Annotated in this window: 13 protein-coding genes; 6 read left to right on the top strand and 7 right to left on the bottom strand. The window is 61.6% G+C overall.

The window, feature by feature from the left end; genetic code table 11:
- Positions 1-200 precede the first annotated feature (200 nt).
- Positions 201-854 (bottom strand): DsbA family oxidoreductase, encoded by a 654-nt coding sequence (locus BFQ00_RS20025; protein ID WP_065934511.1) that lies wholly within the window; start codon positions 852-854, stop codon positions 201-203.
- Between the two features lie 54 nt (positions 855-908).
- Complete coding sequence (locus BFQ00_RS20020; protein WP_065934510.1) at positions 909-1,928, bottom strand: alpha/beta fold hydrolase; 1,020 nt, start codon at positions 1,926-1,928, stop codon at positions 909-911.
- Positions 1,929-2,113: 185 nt separating this feature from the next.
- Between BFQ00_RS20020 and BFQ00_RS20015 the strand changes: the two genes are divergently transcribed.
- The gene (locus BFQ00_RS20015; RefSeq protein ID WP_256537005.1) at positions 2,114-7,684 is read left to right on the top strand and encodes a dermonecrotic toxin domain-containing protein; all 5,571 of its coding nucleotides are present in this window, start codon (positions 2,114-2,116) and stop codon (positions 7,682-7,684) included.
- Between the two features lie 78 nt (positions 7,685-7,762).
- Positions 7,763-8,680, top strand: a complete 918-nt coding sequence (gene metR / locus BFQ00_RS20010; protein ID WP_065886448.1) for a transcriptional regulator MetR — start codon at positions 7,763-7,765, stop codon at positions 8,678-8,680.
- Positions 8,681-9,046: 366 nt separating this feature from the next.
- Here the strand turns inward: metR and BFQ00_RS20005 are convergent, their stop codons facing one another.
- The 3 genes from BFQ00_RS20005 to BFQ00_RS19995 are packed head-to-tail and all read right to left on the bottom strand — an operon-like array spanning position 9,047 to position 11,273.
- Positions 9,047-9,553: a GNAT family N-acetyltransferase gene (locus BFQ00_RS20005; protein WP_065934509.1), complete on the bottom strand. Its 507-nt coding sequence runs from the start codon at positions 9,551-9,553 to the stop codon at positions 9,047-9,049.
- The gene (locus BFQ00_RS20000; protein WP_065885970.1) at positions 9,550-9,963 is read right to left on the bottom strand and encodes an NUDIX hydrolase; all 414 of its coding nucleotides are present in this window, start codon (positions 9,961-9,963) and stop codon (positions 9,550-9,552) included. Before BFQ00_RS20000 ends, BFQ00_RS20005 begins: the two co-directional genes overlap by 4 nt.
- Positions 9,960-11,273: an HD domain-containing phosphohydrolase gene (locus BFQ00_RS19995; protein ID WP_065934508.1), complete on the bottom strand. Its 1,314-nt coding sequence runs from the start codon at positions 11,271-11,273 to the stop codon at positions 9,960-9,962. Before BFQ00_RS19995 ends, BFQ00_RS20000 begins: the two co-directional genes overlap by 4 nt.
- Positions 11,274-11,512: 239 nt before the next feature.
- Here BFQ00_RS19995 and BFQ00_RS19990 point away from each other — a divergent pair, with 239 nt between their 5' ends.
- A complete protein-coding gene (locus BFQ00_RS19990) occupies positions 11,513-12,466 on the top strand; it encodes a cytochrome-c peroxidase (protein WP_371914202.1) in 954 nt (317 codons plus the stop codon).
- Positions 12,463-14,265: a DAHL domain-containing protein gene (locus BFQ00_RS19985; RefSeq protein ID WP_242527123.1), complete on the top strand. Its 1,803-nt coding sequence runs from the start codon at positions 12,463-12,465 to the stop codon at positions 14,263-14,265. Before BFQ00_RS19990 ends, BFQ00_RS19985 begins: the two co-directional genes overlap by 4 nt.
- Positions 14,266-14,284: 19 nt before the next feature.
- Here BFQ00_RS19985 and BFQ00_RS19980 read toward each other — a convergent pair whose 3' ends face one another.
- Complete coding sequence (locus tag BFQ00_RS19980) at positions 14,285-14,557, bottom strand: type B 50S ribosomal protein L31 (protein ID WP_057724755.1); 273 nt, start codon at positions 14,555-14,557, stop codon at positions 14,285-14,287.
- Between the two features lie 104 nt (positions 14,558-14,661).
- The gene (locus BFQ00_RS19975) at positions 14,662-15,126 is read right to left on the bottom strand and encodes a hypothetical protein (RefSeq protein WP_065934505.1); all 465 of its coding nucleotides are present in this window, start codon (positions 15,124-15,126) and stop codon (positions 14,662-14,664) included.
- Positions 15,127-15,304: 178 nt separating this feature from the next.
- On the opposite strand from BFQ00_RS19975, the gene BFQ00_RS19970 reads away from it, so the two are divergent.
- Positions 15,305-16,924, top strand: coding sequence for an FMN-binding glutamate synthase family protein (locus BFQ00_RS19970; RefSeq protein WP_065885965.1), 1,620 nt, complete (start codon positions 15,305-15,307; stop codon positions 16,922-16,924).
- Between the two features lie 173 nt (positions 16,925-17,097).
- Positions 17,098-18,228 carry an OpgC family protein gene (locus tag BFQ00_RS19965; protein ID WP_065885964.1) on the top strand — a complete coding sequence of 377 codons (1,131 nt, stop codon included), beginning with the start codon at positions 17,098-17,100 and terminating at the stop codon, positions 18,226-18,228.
- The last annotated feature ends 147 nt before the right edge of the window (positions 18,229-18,375 follow it).

The raw sequence follows: 18,375 nt of genomic DNA, 5'->3' as shown, positions 1-18,375 counted from the left end.
TCCTGCCGGGTTACCCACGAATTCAAGCCTGCGTTCGGCCAGCGTGGTTTAACGGGGCGCCTGAGATCAAGATCAAAAGCAGATCAAGATCAAGGGCGACTCGCTGCGCATCGTGTTTACGGTTGGGCGCTACAGCGTTGTGTGGATACCTATGCTCATCGGGGGCAAGCCCCCTCCCACATTTTGATCGGTGTCCGGCTCTAGTTTTTGGACTCAGTGATGATCTGACGAATAGCGCCAACAAAGGCTTCGGCCGGCTGGCCACCGCTGACCGCGTACTGGTCGTTGAACACGATGGTCGGCACCGAGGTCACGCCGCGGGTCAACCACAATTTCTCCTGCTCACGCACCTCGGCGGCATATTCGTCAGAGGCAAGAATTTCAGCGGTGCGCTGGGGGTCCAGGCCAACGCTTTGGGCGATGATCGCCAGGGTTTTGTGGTCGGAAGGGTCCTGGCCGTCGGTGAAGTAGGCCTTGAACAGCGCTTCCTTGAGGTTGTACTGCAAACCTTCCAGCCCGGCCCAATGCAACAGGCGGTGCGCGTCGAAGGTGTTGTAGATGCGGCTTTGGCCGTCGGTACGAAAGGCAAAGCCCAGCTCGGCGCCCATGTCGCGGATGCGCGCGCGGTTGGCCTGGGACTCTTCGGCGCTGGAGCCGTATTTCTCGCTGATGTGCTCGACGATGTTCTGCCCTTCAGGGGGCATCTTCGGGTTCAGCTCGAACGGCTGGAAATGAATCTCGGCCTGCACCTCGGCGCCAAGCTGATCGAGTGCCTCGGTCAGGCCGCGCAGGCCGATGATGCACCAGGGGCAGGATACGTCGCTGATGAAATCGATTTTCAGGGGAGTACTCATGGTAGGCAACCTCGCTGGCGTTAATGCGGCGCAAAGCGACACGATACACCACCTCTACAGCAGCTTCGAACGCGCCTCCACGTCAACCCGCGCCCAGTGCGCCGCATCGTCGCGATGGGCTTGCAGGTAAGGCAATACCGCCGCCAGCAACGGCGCCTTGAATGCTTCCTGAAAACGGTGGGCCAGGCCCGGAATCAATTTCAGCTGGCTGCCCTGGATATGCGCGGCCAGATGAACGCCATGCATCACCGGCAATAGCGGGTCGGCGGTGCCGTGCACCACCAGGGTCGGTACGCGCAATTGGTTGAGCAACGGCACGCGGCTCGGTTCGGCGAGGATCGCCATGATCTGGCGCTTCACGCCTTCGGGGTTGAACGCGCGGTCATAGGCCAGCGCCGCCTGATGCAGCAAGGCCTGGCGGTCATCCTTCACCGTCGGGCTGCCCAGCGCCGCGAGCAGATCGGCTTGCTGCTCCAGGGCGACTTCGCGATTGGGCGCGCTGCGCCGCGACAACAACTGCACCAGCGCCGCATTCGGAGCGGGCAGGCCCTCGGCGCCGGAGCTGGTCATGATCAGCGTCAGGCTCTCCACCCGTTGCGGCGCCATCGCCGCCAGGTGCTGGGCGATCATGCCGCCCATGCTTGCACCCAGCACGTGGAATTGCCGAATCTGCAACGCATCCATCAAGCCCAGGGCGTCGTCGGCCATGTCGGTCAGCGTATAGGGTGCCGCCACCGGCAGGCCGAGCTTGTAGCGCAGCACTTCGAAGGTCAGGTTGGCACTGGCCGGGGCCTGGCGCCAGGTTGACAGGCCCACATCGCGATTGTCATAGCGGATCACCCGGAAACCCTGCTCGCACAGGGCGACCACCACTTCATCCGGCCAATGGATCAACTGCCCACCCAGGCCCATTACCAGCAGCAAGGCAGGGTCGGACGCACGCCCGATACTCTGGTAGGCGATGCTCACCTGAGCCAGGTCGACCGTTTGGGTCGGGACATTGACATCACATCGAGAAGCCGCAAAAGACGGCAGGCCGAACAACAGAGCGGCCAGTAAAAGCAACACGCGCATGAAAAACACCGAAACGCAGAACCCCAGTAGAGCGCGAGTCTGATGAACTTTGTTCAAGCGCGCTGCCACAGTTCGATGACAGTTTGATGAAGAGTGCCCAGCGGTCAGTCGATAGCTATATGCAGCCGACCGGTCGGCGCGTCGACCTCTAATAGGGCTTTGGCCTTCTAGAGCGAATCAGTCCCATGCTTGCTTCCATTGTCCTGCCTGCAGCGACACACCCATTATTGCAACCGACCATCGACGCGCCTCTGTTTTCGGACGCCACGCAACGCCTGCAGGATTGCCGGTCCGAGCTGCTCACCCTGATGGCCGGTACTCCAACGCTGCGTAGCACGATCAACCTGATGCTCCACGAACAGCTTCAACTGGACGGTGAACGCGTGACCCTGGTGTTCCCCGCCACTGAGCAACGGGGGCGTAGCCGGATAGCCCTGACCGATGCTTGCCTCTACATGCAACAACACCCGGCATTGGACACCACGCACGTGCCGCAGGCCTGCGTGGTCAACCTGCCGCCGGCCCATGCACTGGCGCAGTACACGGTCGCCATGCTGCTCGATGAACTGAAAGCCCTCGACCTGGAGCAAAGCCTGGATGACCAGTGGCTGCGCTACTGGCGTACGCAGCGCGCGCCTCATTCGCCGGTCACTTGCTACAAGCGGGTCATAGAGCTGTACCGAATTCACATCGAAGCCAGCGCCGAGCGCGCGCTCGCCGAGGGGCAGGTCCACACCGAAGTCCTGGACCCCGTGTTCTCGCTGCTCTATCCAGGGCCGGCCACGGCGCAGGCGCCAACACGCTACACCGAGCACGTTTTTCTCAAACCCCACGGCGCCCACGCCATCGCCCTGCCCGGCGCCTGGGTATTGAGCCTCGATACAGAACCGCCGGTCAGCCAATTGCTGTACCTGCCGACACAGGTGCCGGCATGGCAGGCATTCAGCAGCCGCGGGGCCATGGAGCGCTCGGTACTCGACCGCCAGCAAGCGCTGTTCGGCACCACCGAGGTCGATCCTTTGGCAAGGGTCGAATACAAGGTCAACAGCAACCCGCTGGAAATGGGCATCACTCTCTGGTTGAAGCAGTTGACCGAGGAACAGTACCAGGACGCTATCCGCCCGCTCGCGAACGTGCCGCTGCACGACGCATTCCTGGCCCTCCAACACGTCGACGGGCTTGATGCCCAGCGTAAAACCCGATCCCTGTTTGCCGCGATGCCCGCACCGCCGGAATCGGCTGACGATACCCTGAGCACTGCACACCTCCCTCAATTCGGCCTGCTGCACAACGGTGTCGATAGCCACCAGCGCAAGGCTTTAATGCAACACCACCGTCATGCGCTGGAAAACCTGCTGGGCAGCGACACGCCAACGAGTGAGCGCTGGCAGTCATTCAAGCAACAATTGGACGCCCTCAGGGTGCAACAGCACGCCGCTGAAACGGCGGCGCGCGCCATGCTCAATCGAGCACCGCTGGATCTCGATGCACTCAACAGGCACTACACAGCGCTGTACCAGGCTCGCTTGCAAGGTTTGCGGATCGAGGCGCGCATCCAGCGCACCCTGGCGCAGATCAGTGAAGACGAACTGCACCGGATCGAAAGCGCTCTGGCCTCCCCCGCACCGGACGTCGTCGCGCTGACGCTGTCGGTCACCCAAACCGGCCATTCAACCCCAACCCGTACCGAACTCAATGGGCCACTGGTGTGGCTCCCACCCCGGGACGAATCGACGCCAGGGCCCCATGACGGCGTGCATTTCATTTATTGGCCTGGCAGCGACGGCGGCTTGCAGCGCTTCGATTCGCGCCAGGCCCTTGAAGAAAGCGTATTCGGCATACAACCCCAGGATAAGCAACTGGCCCTGCAGTTCACCACGCTCTCCCGGAACCCGTTCGACCATAGCCTCAGCAGCCAACAGCTTGCCTTTGAAGACCAGGCCGCGCGTATACGTCAGGCATGGCCAGGCGATGAACACGCCTCACAACGTGCCGCAGCGCTTGAAAAGCTGCGTGCGCAAACGCTGCCGGGCCTGTTGATACCCGATAACTCGGCGCGCGAGGCGGCGTACCTGTTGCTCATCGAGCAGCACAATGCGCGCCTGCTGGCCGAACAACTACCGTCATGGCTGGGCACCCAAACCGTAGAAAAACGCGAGGCCCTCAAAACGCTCCTGCGCGCCTACGTACCGGCGTTGAAACGTGCGCAAGCGCTGCTGGAGCGCTCCCTGCCACCGCGCGACGTGTTCGTGAGGCGCAAGATCGACGCGCGTATACGCAAGGATTTCGCCATCCAGAAAGGCTTTACGCTCCAACTGGAGATGCCGGACTCGGTAGAGCAGCGACGCGACACCATCGCCGGCTCCGCGCCGGGCACTGCGGTCAAAATCATTGACGTGCCCAGTGCCAAGCGCAGCAAGGTATCCCTGGACGATCTGGCGCTACGCAACCTCGATGCCGATCTGAGCCTGCGCCTGGGGTTCGTGAGCGTCGAAGTGACAGCCGACGCCGCCGAGGAGCGTGACACCCTCAAGGCAGGCGTCACAAAACGCTATCTGGCGAACCTGGTCACCGACCTCGACCTGGCCAAACAATACGAAGCCCGTATCCTCGAAGCCTTCATGGGTGCCCCGGGGGAATCCATCCATCAAAAGCGCTACCGCCGCGAATGCCTGGTGGAGCCGTGGCGCCTGATGCTCAACATACAGGGCCTGTTGGCGCGCATGCAGAACCACATCAGCGCCGACGCACTGCAACTGCTCCAGACCGCCATCGATGCCGACACCCAGGCCGCCTGGAACGCAGACGGCAAACGCATCCGCCTGTTACCGGCCCACCTCAGTGCCGGCGGCGCGGATACGCGCCAGCAAAGCCCGATCACGCTGTCGGGCATCACCTTCATCGAAGAACAAAACTCGGGCAACACCTTGCTTTACCTGCCCGACGCACCTGACGAACGCTACCTGCGCAGTTATGCCAGCCTTGAGCAGGCGCGCATTGCCCTGTTCGAACTGTGCCGGCTCGACACCATGGTGCAATACGTGGCGGGGCGTGCGGTCCAGGGCGATGTGCGGGCACACGTTCAGCGCATCGACCGCGCCACCGTCAAAGGCTACGACGCGATGATTCAGGCAGGTTTTCCCTGGCCAACCACCACCACCCTGGCCACCCACCAGTTGGACGCCCACATGGGCCGTCTGCTGGAGGCCCATCGAAAGGAGGCGCGCTCCAACGACGACCTGGCCCATGAAAAATACGCGCTCCAGAGTGGCAAGGTATTCAACGGCATCAAAATCGCCCTGTCGTTCATCCCCTTTATCGGCACGGCAGTGTCCCTGGCGGACGCCACCACCAGCCTGTATCAAGCCGTGGCTGCATTCAGGCGCGGTGACACCGCGCATGGCATCGATCAATTGGCTTCGGTATTCGAATGCCTGGTGTATGCGGCCATGGATGCGCTGGCGATTGCCGCTGCGCCCAACGCGCGTGGCAGCGCGGCGCGGCAACTGAATGCCGCCCACCAACTTAAACAGGGCGTCGGCCTCAGCGTCTGGCGCGCCATGAAATCACGCCAGGGCGCGACTGCCCGACAACGCTTTGCCGGCTATGAACACCCCGGCATCCTTGAGGCCGGCAGTCTGCAACCCGTGCAGACCGGGCCCTATCGCCACACGCTGCGCCATACCTCAGGCGAACATTACATTCTGAGTGAAGGCCGCCCTTTCAAGGTCAGGTTCGACGCCACCACCCACGAAATGCGATTGGTTGCCCAAGGCAAGTATTACGCCCCGGCCATTGCCCTGGATCAGGCCCTGCAATGGGATACCTATGGGGCCCTGCATGGCGGCCACCTCACCGGTTATGGCGGCGGCAGCCGGCGGACAAGAGGTGGCGCGTCGCGGGCACAGGCGAACGTCCCGGCGGCTGTCGCCCGGCAACTGCCTGCGGCGGCGCTTGAGGTCAACATGCAGCGCCTCGGCCTCGGCCAGTCACTGCTAAACCAGGCGCGTGACTTTTATGGCCAGGTCACCACGACCACCCACCACCTCAAGAAATTCACCACTGACTATCCGGACCAGTCCGCCGTCGCGCCGCAAAAGCTGGCGGACAGTAAAAACCTGGACATCGCGCTGAACAGGGACATTGATAACGGCAAGAAAATGCATGCGTCGTTCGAAACGGCCAAGCAACAGCACGTGCATATTCGCGACCTCGACTATGCCGAGGAACTGAACAGAACAGCGCACATCGTCGCGGATCGCTTGAATCATCTGATCCAAAATGCGAAAGACCGGGCCAGCGTTCTTATTGACCGGACAATCGAGATCACCGGCCAACTGAACGACTCATCTCACACCCCTGGCTTACGTCAAGCACTGGCTCGTGAAATCAGACAGTGTCGCCTGGACTTGCTGGACGAGCTGGACACGATAGAGCGCTCGATGAAAGACATGGGCCAGTGGGTCAAGCACATCACCGTCAGACACACACGCACGGAGATATCCACCTACTTGAATGCATGGAAACACCGGTTTACCGACCTGCGCCTGGCCAGCATGAGAAGCAGTAATCTCATGCAGGCGCTCACTCTGCGCACGGACACGATGACCATTGACTGGCTGTTCCAGGAGGTCGCCGTGCATCAATCCAGGAGCAGGTTCGACCGTGCGCTGACCACGCACATGACCCTCAACGAGACCAATATCAGCCGGGTAGAACGCAACCGGGTATTGCACAACTGCATTAACGTCTACGAAGAACTGTCCCGTGACCTGAGCGCCTGGAACGCAAGCTCGCCGAACCATTTCGACAAAAGCTTTCTCACGCGCCTGCAAGACGACCTTGGACGCCTGATCCGAAAAGCTCAACGTGCAATCAAAAAACCCGTCTCCGAACCAAAGCCGACCGCCACGCACGCCGTCTTCGAAACCGAAGACGGGCAATTATTGATCGGCACCGAAAAACCGGCGGGGCAACAGTCCCCCAGGCAGTTCATCATCAGCGACGCGGACGGGGCGCCCGTTGAAGTCTGGGACAAGATAGGCGATGGCAACACCTATCGCTTAAACACGCTCCAGAGCCGCCCGGTAAGCGCCCCGCTGCCGCTGCCGACCGACATCAACAGCGTCGTCGCAAATGCCCAGGCGCGCTTGAAGGCAGCGGACACCTTCGAAAACCATGTTCGAAGCTACAAGACCATGGAGCCGGTCAACCTCAAGCACAGGCTGGTCACCGAAGCCAAAGAGCTCAGGTCCCGCGCCAACAATGTGCAACGCCTGGACGCCGAGCACCCGATTATCGAACAACTGCGTACCCGCGCCAGCGCACTTGAGCAGGCCGGGGAAGGCCTGAGGATCCAGCGCAGCCTGGAAAGCAAAACCCCCACCGAAGGCTACCTGGATTACCTGATCGGCAAGGGCCGGGTGGTGATTCGCAAGAAGGGCCCCCGCCAGAAGCTCAGGGATAAACGCCCGGATGGGCAAGACGACTATCTGCAGGAGTATGAGGTGTACGACACCGGCAAACAGGGGCTGGCCGACAAACCGATCTGGTACGCGCATTTTCACTATGACGCGCCGCATTCACCTTTCGACGGTTTCTCCAAGGCACATTTGAAGCGCCACGATCAACAGTACCTGGGCATGAAATGGCAAGCCGCCAGGACGGGGGCCGGAGCGACCTTTGCGGACACAGCCATCTGGCGCGGCAATATCGACAAGCCCTTTGCACGCGCGCACTTCCAACCACTGGGGTGAACCGAATGGCGCGAGGGCCAACATGAATACGGCTCAATGTCTTATCATTGCGCACAAATTTAATTCATGGAGACCACCGTGCTCGAAATCCGCCACCTCAAGACCCTGCACGCCCTGCGCGAAGCCGACAGCCTGGTGGAGGCCGCCGAGCGCCTGCACCTGACCCAGTCCGCGCTGTCCCACCAATTCAAGGAGCTGGAAGAGCGCCTGGGCATGCAGTTGTTCGCACGCAAGACCAAGCCCGTGCGCTTCACCAGCGCCGGCCTGCGCCTGCTGCAACTGGCGGACGCCACCCTGCCCTTGCTGCGCGGCGCCGAACGCGACATCGCGCGGCTGGCTGGCGGTACGGCTGGGCGCCTGCACATGGCCATCGAATGCCACAGCTGCTTCCAGTGGTTGATGCCGACCATCGACCAGTTCCGCGATGCCTGGCCGGAAGTCGAGCTGGACCTCGCCTCCGGCTTTGCCTTCGCGCCATTGCCGGCGCTGGCGCGTGGCGACCTGGACCTGGTGGTGACCTCCGACCCGCTGGAACTGCCGGGTATCTCCTATGTGCCGCTGTTCACCTACGAAGCCATGCTCGCCGTGGCCAATCAGCACGCGCTGGCAAACAAGGCGTACATCGTGCCCGAAGACCTGCTGACTGAAACCCTGATCACCTACCCGGTGGAACGTGACCGCCTGGACATCTTCACGCGCTTCCTGGAACCGGCCGACGTCGAGCCCGCCCAGGTCCGCACCTCGGAGTTGACGGTGATGATGATGCAATTGGTGGCCAGCGGCCGTGGCGTGTGCGGCATGCCGCACTGGGCGCTGCATGAATACAGCTCCCGCGGGTATGTGAAGGCCAAGCGGCTGGGCGAGAAAGGTTTGTTCGCTACGCTGTATGCGGGGATTCGGGAGGACATGCTGGATGCGCCGTACATGCGCGACTTTTTGCTGACGGCCAAGGACACGTCGTTTTCCACCCTGGATGGGGTCAGTGCAGTGCGCTGAGCGCCGCCGGCAAACAGGTGGGGCTTGCCCTGATGTTGTAGGAGCGAGCTTGCTCGCGAAAAACTCACAGGCACCGCGTTCATTCAGGAAGCACGCGTTATCGTTGAGGTTTTTCGCGAGCAAGCTCGCTCCTACAGTGGAGATCAGTGATCGGTCAATTCGCGCCACAGGTGGATCTTGTCGAAATACTCATCCCCCAGATGGGGTCAGTGCAGTGCGCTAAGCGCCGCCGGCAAACAGGTGGGGCTTGCCCTGATGTTGTAGGAGCGAGCTTGCTCGCGAAAAACTCACAGGCACCGCGTTCAATCAGGAAGCACGCGTTATCGTTGAGGTTTTTCGCGAGCAAGCTCGCTCCTACCGTGGAGATCAGTGATCGGTCAATTCGCGCCACAGGTGGATCTTGTCGAAATACTCATCCCCCACCCGCACCGCCAGCGGCTCCAGGCCGTACTGGATGAACCCGCAGCGCTGGTAAAGCGCAAGCGCTGCCTCGTTGCCGGCAGTCACCGTCAGTTGGATCAATTTCAGGCGTGGATGCCGGCGGGCTTGCGCCAGCGCCGCCTCTACCAGCTGCCGGCCCAAGCCTCTTTGCTGATAAGCCTGGGTCACGTACATGCCGAACAGGGTCACTTTGTGCCGCGCCTTTTCCCGAGGCTCGAATGCCAACCCGACAATACCCGCCAGTTGATCGCCCTCGAAGGCGCCGAGCAGCCGATCCAGGGGGCTGTCGAGGCGTTTTTCCCACCAGCTCAACGGCATCGCTGCGCGCTCGGCAACGCTGGAGGTGAACGCCTGGGGATAAGCGCCGTAAGCCTCAAGCATCAACGCGCGATAGGCTTGCGCATCGTCGGCGTCCAGCGGGCGAATCATCACGCGCCAGCCAGCGAGTCGCGATAGAACGGCAGGATCAAGTCGCGCGTCAGAGGCGCCAGGTGCAGACCACCGTCGCCCGCGGGATCGATCCAGCGTATTTCTTCAATTTCAGCGGCCGGGGTGACCGCCACGTCGATGTGCAACTGGAACAGCTCGGCCTGCACGGTGAAGCCCGGTTCGTTGGCGGCGGGCGCCGAGAACTGGCCGAGGTACAGCGCTTGTGCCGGGTCGATGTGCAGGTTCAATTCTTCATGCAGCTCACGGGCGAGCGCCTCCACGGCTTGCTCGCCAGGGTCGATCTTGCCGCCCGGTTGCATGAAGGCCAACGTGCCGCGCTTGCGCACCAGCAACGTTTGGCCCTCTTTATCGATCAGGACGGCGGCGGCGATGCGAATGGTTGAGTGGCTCATGCAGGAAGGGTTATCTCGTCAGGTTGCTTGATAAATACGCTGTATTTTGCCCCTTCCATCGCCTCGAATGCGATCAGTTTGTCCACCAGCGGCAGGTTCAGCACCTTGCCGGCGTTGAGCAATAACATGCCATTGTCGGCATTGAGGTTGCGCGCCAGCACCATACCGTCCTCCAGCTCGCGGGTGGTAAGGACTTTGACCGTGGGATCACCCAGTGTCACATCGCTGAGAAAGGTGGCGCAGGCCTGGACAAAATCCTCGACCAATTGCGGGTCATATAGGCGCCCGGCGTACTTGCGGATATACAGCAGCGCTTCGTCGCTGTTCAAGTGCCGCTCCAGGATCAGGCCCTTTTGCAGCCCGATGAAGTCCACGGCCAACTTCAACAGCCGCGAACCCGGCGGGATCGCGTCGCCCTTGAGGTGGTCGGGAAACCCCGAGCCGTCCCAACGCTCCTGGTGATGCCGAATGATGCGCGCCGCGTCCTTCATCGGCTCCAGGGTCATCAACAACGACTCGCTCTGGGTCGGGTATTCGCGATACAGCTCACGGTCGGTGCTGTGCAGCCTGTCCGAGGGCGCAACCATCATGCTGTCGTTCCAGCTCAACTTGCCGATGTTGTAAAGCGCGGCGGCCATGGTCAGGTCGCGCGTGTCGGCTTCATTGATGGATTGGGTGATGCAGTACACGCGGACCAATTCGATCAACGCGCGGTTGGTCTGCTTGTCTTTGGGCAAGCGCAGGTTGGCCAGCAGGGAAAACACTTCGGTACCGGTCACGTAGCTGCGCTTGAGCTCGTCGTAGGCCAGGTCGAGCATGTCGGCGGTCTGTTGCAACTCGGCGGTGCGCGCCGTCACGCGTTTTTCCAGCGTGGCGTTGAGCGCCTTGAGCTGGTCGTTCTGCGCATGGGTGAGACGCTCGAGCCGCTGGTGTTCGAGGGTTTGCTGCAGGATCAACTGCAACTCTTCGTCATTCCAGGGCTTGCTGATGTAGCGGTGAATCTGGCCGTCGTTGATCGCCTTGACGATGGTGCTCAAGTCGGCATAACCGGTGAGCAGAATGCGGCGGGTGCCCGGGTACAGACGGTGGACCTCGGCCAACAGTGTGGCCCCGTCCATACCGGGCATGCGCGCATCGCTCATCACCAGGTCGATGGGCCGGGTCGCCATGATCTCCAGCGCCTGGGCACCGCCGGTGGCCAGCACGACGTCATAGGGCTGGCTGCGCAACAGGCGGCGCAGGCTGTTGAGGATCGACTCTTCATCGTCGACCAGCAAAACGGCAGGCTTGGTAGCGAGTGGTTCATCCATGGCGACTCTGCCTTCAAATTAAATCAAATTAAGCTCGGTGGAACCGGTGTGCCGGGCCTGTCCAGGCCGAGCGCGCGAAAACGTTGTTGATTTGACGCCAACTCACCGTCGATATCAAGCGAGCTCGGCTATGCTGTGGTCAGGGCAAGTCGCCAGCATGGACGAAAGTGGGCAGCACGCTACCGACGCCAATCACCAGGCCCCGGGCCGCAAGGAGTGCTCGCTTGAGCAACGTTTCAATCGCTTTCCCCGGCTTTGTTTTCGCGTGGTGCCTGGGCATCGCCGTGCCGCTGGCGGCCGCACCGCTGAACGAGGCGCTCAAACCTTTGCCGACGGCACCGGTGCTGGACCCGGCCCGGGTGGAGCTGGGTCGCCAGTTGTTCAACGAGCCGCGCCTGTCGGCCAACAACCGGTTGTCCTGTGCAAGCTGCCACCGGCTGGAAGCCGGCGGTGCCGACGACAAACCGTTCTCCCTCGGCGTTGACGGCAAACCGGTGGCGTTGAACACCCCTTCGGTGTTCAACGCCAGCCTGAACTTCAAGCAGTTCTGGGATGGTCGGGTAGACACGCTGCAGGCCCAGGTCGAACAGGTCGTGACCAGCCCGGTGGAAATGGGCAGCGATTGGCAGACCGTGGTGCGCAACCTCTCTGCCCTGCCCGCCTACCAGCGCGCATTCAGGCAGGCGTACCCCGACGGCGTCAGCGCCGCCAATGTGCAAAACGCACTGGCGACTTACGAGCGCACCTTGCTGACGCCCAATTCGCGATTCGATCAGTACCTGCAAGGCAACACCGGGATATTGACCACTCAGGAAAAGTACGGCTACCAGCGCTTCAAGGACTACGGCTGCATCGCCTGCCACCAGGGCGTGAATATCGGCGGCAACATGTTCCAGAAATTCGGTGTGATGGGCGACTACTTCAAGGCGCGCGGTAATCCGTTAAAGTCCGACCTCGGACGTTACCTGCTGACCCGGGACGAAGACGACCGTTACGTGTTCAAGGTGCCCAGCCTGCGCAATGTGGCCGTTACCGCACCTTATTTTCATGACGCGTCGGCCAGCACGCTGGAAGAAGCGGTCGATGTGATGTTCAAGTACCAACTGGGGCGTAATCCGACCGAGGAAGACAAGGACCTGATTATCCAATTTCTCAAGACCCTGACCGGCGAATGGGCGGGCAAGCCGTTATGAAACGCCTGACCCGCCTGTATCGCCGCCGCGCCAGCCAACTATTGCTGGGCCTGATGACGCTGTTCCTCGCCTCCACCCTGGTGTTTTTGTACCTCAAGTCGTCCCGCGACCAAACCGCCATCTATACCCAGTCGCGAGACCTGATCCGCCAGCTCCAGCAGCTCAATGCGCAATGGGACAGCGAAGTGCTCAAGGCCCGTATCGCAATCACTCACGACTACGACCCCCTGGTCATGCCGCTGACGGAGATGACCCGCCTCTGGGCGCAACTCGAGAGCCGCGCTACCGACCACGGCGCTACCGACCTGTCGGGCTGGCAAGCCGGCCAGGCGGCCTATCAGGCGGCCATCCAGGAAAAAGCCCGGCTGGTGGACCAGTTCAAAACCCACAACGCCGTGCTGCGCAACTCACTGGCGTTTCTGCCAACCGCCGAAGATGACATCCAGGCCCAATTCAACAGCATTGACGATGAACGCCGGCTGCAGTTGCAGGACGTGGCCACCGACACCTACGACCTGCTGCTCAGCAGCCTGGAATTCGCCCAGGTCACCAGCGACGAGCGCGCCGCCGATATCCTGGTGGGCCTGGGCAAACTGGCGATCAACAAACAAAGCCTGCCCAGTGAGTTCCAGGCGCCGGTGGATATCCTCAGCAACCATATTTCGCTGATCCTGCGCGAACAGCCGGTGGTCAACAGCCTGCTCGAGCGGATTGCCGCCGTGCCCGTAGCCGAGCGCCTCGACGCGCTGACCACCCACCTCAATCAGGACCAGCAGGCCGCCGACCTCGTCGAACATCGGTACCATCGCTACCTTTTAGTGTTCTCGACGTTACTGGTGGTGCTGTTGCTTTACCTGGCCGTGCGCCTGCAGCGCAGTTTCGCCGAGATCAACCGCGTCAACCGTGCCTTGCAGTCGGCCAACGAAACCCTGGAGCAACTGGTGGAGCTACGCACCCAGGCGTTGCAACTGGAAATCAACGAGCGCAAGCACCTGGAAAGCCAACTGGTGCAGTCCGAAAAGCTCGCCTCATTGGGGCAACTCGCCGCCGGCGTCGCCCATGAGATCAACAACCCGATGGGCTTCATTTCATCCAACCTCAGCACCCTCGAGCGCTACTTCAACCAACTGCAGCAGATGCTCGAAGCTTATCGACACAGCGAAGCGTTGATCCCGCAGCAGGATCCGCGCGACCGGCTCGAGGCATTGCGCGCAGAGCTGGAACTGGATTTTCTCAAGGAGGACATTCCGCTGCTGATCCGTGAGTCCAAGGATGGCATTGGCCGCGTGGTACAGATCGTCAAGGACCTGAAAAACTTCTCGCGGGTGGATAACGACCAGACCTGGCAGTTCGCCAACCTGCAACACGGCATCGACTCGACGCTGAACATCGTCGCCAGCGAACTCAAGTACAAGGCCGATGTGATCAAGCACTACACGCCACTGCCGGACATTGAATGCCTGGCCTCGCAGCTCAACCAGGTGGTGATGAACCTGGTGATCAACGCCGCCCAGGCCATGGGGCCGGAGCGCGGCACCATCACCATCAGCAACGGCGTGGACGGCGACACGGTCTGGCTGCAAGTGACGGACAACGGCTGCGGCATTGCCGCCGACACCGTACAGAAGATTTTCGACCCGTTCTTCACCACCAAGCCGGTGGGCGAAGGCACCGGGCTGGGGCTGTCACTGTCCTACGGCATCGTCAAGAAACACCGGGGGAATATCTCGGTCAGCAGTGAGCTGGGCAAGGGAACGACGTTTCGTGTGGTGCTGCCGATCCGGCAGACGGCGGCGTAGGGCACGCCGCCGGCCGTTCTTATTCGTCGGCTTTTTTCGGGCTCGAGCCAAACGACGCGAAACGCTTGTTGAACCCGGCGATACGGCCTTCGACCTGTGTCTTGCGTTGCTGGCCGGTATAGATCGGGTGTGAAGCGCTGGAGACGTCCAGCGGGATATACGGGTAGGTGTTGCCATCGCTGTGTTTATGGGTGCGATCGCTGTCGGCGGTGGAGCCGATCAGGAAGAACACATCGGCGGCGGTGTCGTGAAACAGCACGGTGCGGTAGTCAGGATGGATACCAGCTTTCATAAGGCCTCCGGGGCGTCTGGGTGCTTTGCATATGTTATACAATAACACAATTACACACCCAAACGAGAACGAATTGCAATAGACCAGTGACCGAATGGCTGTTGTCATGTTTTTTTGCCGCGCAACGCAGTGGCCAGCCCCACGGCATCCGACACCTCGTGCAAGCCGGTTTTGACGGAGCCCGGCGTGGCCTCGTTCTTTCTCACCGCGTCGAAGTAGCCTTTGGCGACGGCCTTGTAGTCCCCAGTGGCCGCGCCGACCAGCGCCTGGTCAAAGCCATCTGCGCAGGTTTTGTTGAACCCGGCCAGTGCGCCGCTCACAGCGCTCTCGCCATTGGACTTGGCATTTGCAATGCCCAGCAACACGTTACTCATGCCAGGGATAAACCACAGGTTCTTGCCGGCCTCGGCGGCGAACCGCTGAAATTTTCCCGGTTGAGTGCCGTCGCGGTTCACATGGTAAGCCTCGTGCCGAGTGGGCGCGGTCCGCTGCCCGAGCTGAGCGACAGGCTGTTGGGGCAGGCCTTGATTGATAGGGAAATGGCCGGAAACAGCAGACGAGATCGGCATGAGCGATGACTCCAGAGGCAGGGGAAGCGGGCGTCCTGCACGGATAGTGGCTACCTTTCAGCCAACGGTTCCATGGCGTGCGCCTGCCGCGACCGGGCCTTCAATCCTTGTCGCGTGTTTGGATACGGGCGCAGAATGCCGGATCGACCTGAAGAGTCCGAACCAAGGAAAAAACCGTATGAGCCTGTCGTTACTAAGCCGTTACGCGTTCTTTGCCGCATGCGTCATATTCACCCTGGCCAGCCTGCCCTTTATCCAACACGAATGGCTGTGGCCCGTCACGCTGGTCACCGGGCTCCTCAGCCTGATCGGCATTTTCGACCTGCTGCAAAGTCCCCACGCCGTGCGCCGCAACTACCCGATCCTGGGCAACATTCGTTATCTGGTGGAAGCCATCCGCCCGGAAATTCGCCAGTACCTGCTCGAATCCGACAGCGATGCCCTGCCCTTCTCCCGGGCCCAGCGCTCGCTGGTGTATTCGCGCGCCAAGAACGAAACCGCCGACAAACCTTTCGGCACCTTGATCGATGTGTATCAGGCGGGCTTCGAGTTCATCGGCCACTCCATGCGGCCCGCACCGTTGAGCGACCCCAGCGCCTTTCGCGTGATGGTCGGTGGCCCGCAGTGCACACAGCCGTACTCGGCGTCGGTGTTCAATATTTCGGCGATGAGCTTCGGCTCGCTCAGTGCCAATGCGATCCGGGCGCTGAACCAGGGCGCCAAACTGGGCAATTTCGCCCATGACACCGGCGAAGGCAGCATCAGCCCCTACCACCGCGAAAACGGCGGCGACCTGACGTGGGAACTGGGCAGCGGCTACTTCGGCTGTCGCACCAGCGACGGCCGTTTCGACCCGCAACGCTTCGCCGTGCAAGCGCAGGACCCGCAAGTACGCATGATCGAAATCAAGATGAGTCAGGGCGCCAAGCCCGGTCATGGCGGGATTTTGCCCAAGCACAAAGTCACCCGGGAAATCGCCGATACCCGTGGCATCCTGATGGGCGAAGACTGTATTTCACCGTCGCGCCACAGTGCATTTTCCACGCCCATCGAGCTGATGCACTTCATCGCCCAACTGCGTGAGCTGTCCGGCGGCAAACCGGTGGGTTTCAAGTTCTGCCTGGGCCACCCGTGGGAATTCATGGGCATTGCCAAGGCCATGCTCGAAACCGGCATCCTGCCGGACTTTATCGTGGTCGACGGCAAGGAAGGCGGTACCGGCGCCGCACCCGTGGAGTTCACCGACCACATTGGCGTGCCGCTGCGCGAGGGCCTGCTGTTCGTGCACAACACGCTGGTGGGGCTGAACCTGCGCGACAAGATCAAGCTCGGCGCCAGCGGCAAGATCGTCAGTGCCTTCGACATCGCCAGCGTGCTGGCCATCGGCGCCGACTGGGCCAATTCGGCGCGCGGCTTCATGTTCGCCATCGGCTGCATCCAGTCGCAGTCCTGTCACACCAACAAATGCCCGACCGGCGTGGCGACCCAAGACCCGTTGCGCCAACGAGCGCTGGTGGTGCCGGACAAGGCCCAGCGGGTATTCAACTTCCACCGCAACACCCTCCATGCCCTGGCGGAAATGCTCGCCGCCGCCGGGCTTGATCATCCGTCGCAGCTGTCGGCCAAGCACTTGGTGCGCCGCATGTCGGCAACCGAGATCAAATTGTTCTCGCAGTTGCATGTGTTCCTCAAGCCGGGCGAGTTGCTCACCGGCGAGGTGAACGGCGAGTTCTATTCGCGGATGTGGCAGATGGCGCGGGCGGACAGCTTTGAGCCGCATGAGGTGGCCGCTGCCTGATTCATCCAGTGAATGCCTGCCCGGATGCCGGGCAGGCCATCGAGACATTCGGTAATACCCAGCCTTTGCAATTGCCTACAAATACCGCCAACCTGCGCCCGCCCGACGCGCGCATACGAAAACGCCCGCGCTCGCTAATCTACATTCAACAACTTGTTCAAGAGCCCGCAGCCATGCTGAACGGACGCGACCCGCGCATCGATTTTTTTCGGGGCCTGGCGTTGATCTTCATATTCTGGGATCACGTGCCCCACAACCCCCTGGCCCATGTCACCGTGCAGAACTTCGGGTTCAGTGACGCCGCCGAAATCTTCGTCTTCCTGGCCGGCTACGCGGCGGTGCTGGCGTACGGCAAGATCCTGCAGCGCGATGGCTACTTCATTGCCTGCCTGAAAATCCTGCGCCGGGTGTGGACGCTCTACGTGGTGCATATTTTCCTGCTGGCGCTGTTGATGGGCATCGTGATTTTCGCCAACAGCCATATCGAGACCCGTGACCTGGTGCAGGAGATGGGCCTGGAGTATTTCCTCAACAATACCCAGCAGGCCTTGGTCGATGAGTTGCTGCTGCGCTTCAAACCCAACCTGACCGACCCGTTGCCGCTGTATATCGTGCTGATTCTCAGCCTGCCCCTCACGCTGCCCTTGCTGTTGCGTGTGCCGAGGGTGGCAGTGGCCATTTCTGTGACGGTCTACCTGCTGGCGCCCTGGCAGGGCTGGAACCTGCCGGCCAGCAACGGCGGGGTGTGGTATTTCAACCCGATCACCTGGCAATGCCTGTTTATCCTTGGCGGCGCCGCGGCCTTGCGTGCGGCGCGCCCGGTTGAACAGCGCCCGCTGCTGCGTCAACCGTTGTTCATCGCGGCGGCGGCTTATGTGGTGACGGCGTGCGTGATTACCCTGTCGTGGCGCTGGCCCGACGTGCACGATGCGTGGATGCCGCGCCTGCTCGGCGAATGGCTGTACCCCATCAGCAAGACCGACCTGTCACCCGTGCGCTTGCTGCACTTCCTGGCTCTGGCCTACGTCACCGCGAAATTGCTCCCCGGTGTCGGCTGGACGCAACAGTGGCTGGCACGGCAACTGGCGCGAATGGGCCGCTACTCCCTGGAAGTATTTTGCCTGGGCGTGGTCCTGGCGCCGTTGGCGGACATGGTCAACGCGCTGACCGGCGATACCTTCGCCATGCAAGTATTCACTGCGCTGGTGGGGGCCGCCATGATGATTGCGTTTGCCGCGTGGCTGGACTTCAACAAGCAACTGGATCAGCGCAGGGCCACTGCGCTCCAGCCGCCGGCTGTCTAGCACAACGCTGTAGCGCCCAACCGTAACCACGATGCGAAGCGAGCCGCTCTTGCTCTTGATCTGCTTTTGATCCTAGGCGCCCCGTTAAACCACGCTGGCCGAACGCAGGCTTGAATCCGTGGGCAACCCGGCAGGACGCCGGGTTAG

Source organism: Pseudomonas sp. 28 E 9 (assembly GCF_900004785.1).
GTDB classification, from domain to species: domain Bacteria; phylum Pseudomonadota; class Gammaproteobacteria; order Pseudomonadales; family Pseudomonadaceae; genus Aquipseudomonas; species Aquipseudomonas orientalis_A.
Note: the sequence above shows the minus strand (reverse complement) of the source record. Positions and strands in the feature narration are given on the sequence as shown.

What these genes read in the sequence shown, in the direction of transcription:
- BFQ00_RS20025 (WP_065934511.1), bottom strand. Translation starts at nt 854, where the DNA reads ATGAGTACTCCCCTGAAAATCGATTTCATCAGCGACGTATCCTGCCCC.
- BFQ00_RS20020 (WP_065934510.1), bottom strand. Translation starts at nt 1,928, where the DNA reads ATGCGCGTGTTGCTTTTACTGGCCGCTCTGTTGTTCGGCCTGCCGTCT.
- BFQ00_RS20015 (WP_256537005.1), top strand. Translation starts at nt 2,114, where the DNA reads ATGCTTGCTTCCATTGTCCTGCCTGCAGCGACACACCCATTATTGCAA.
- BFQ00_RS20000 (WP_065885970.1), bottom strand. Translation starts at nt 9,963, where the DNA reads ATGAGCCACTCAACCATTCGCATCGCCGCCGCCGTCCTGATCGATAAA.
- BFQ00_RS19995 (WP_065934508.1), bottom strand. Translation starts at nt 11,273, where the DNA reads ATGGATGAACCACTCGCTACCAAGCCTGCCGTTTTGCTGGTCGACGAT.
- BFQ00_RS19985 (WP_242527123.1), top strand. Translation starts at nt 12,463, where the DNA reads ATGAAACGCCTGACCCGCCTGTATCGCCGCCGCGCCAGCCAACTATTG.
- BFQ00_RS19980 (WP_057724755.1), bottom strand. Translation starts at nt 14,557, where the DNA reads ATGAAAGCTGGTATCCATCCTGACTACCGCACCGTGCTGTTTCACGAC.
- BFQ00_RS19975 (WP_065934505.1), bottom strand. Translation starts at nt 15,126, where the DNA reads ATGCCGATCTCGTCTGCTGTTTCCGGCCATTTCCCTATCAATCAAGGC.
- BFQ00_RS19970 (WP_065885965.1), top strand. Translation starts at nt 15,305, where the DNA reads ATGAGCCTGTCGTTACTAAGCCGTTACGCGTTCTTTGCCGCATGCGTC.
- BFQ00_RS19965 (WP_065885964.1), top strand. Translation starts at nt 17,098, where the DNA reads ATGCTGAACGGACGCGACCCGCGCATCGATTTTTTTCGGGGCCTGGCG.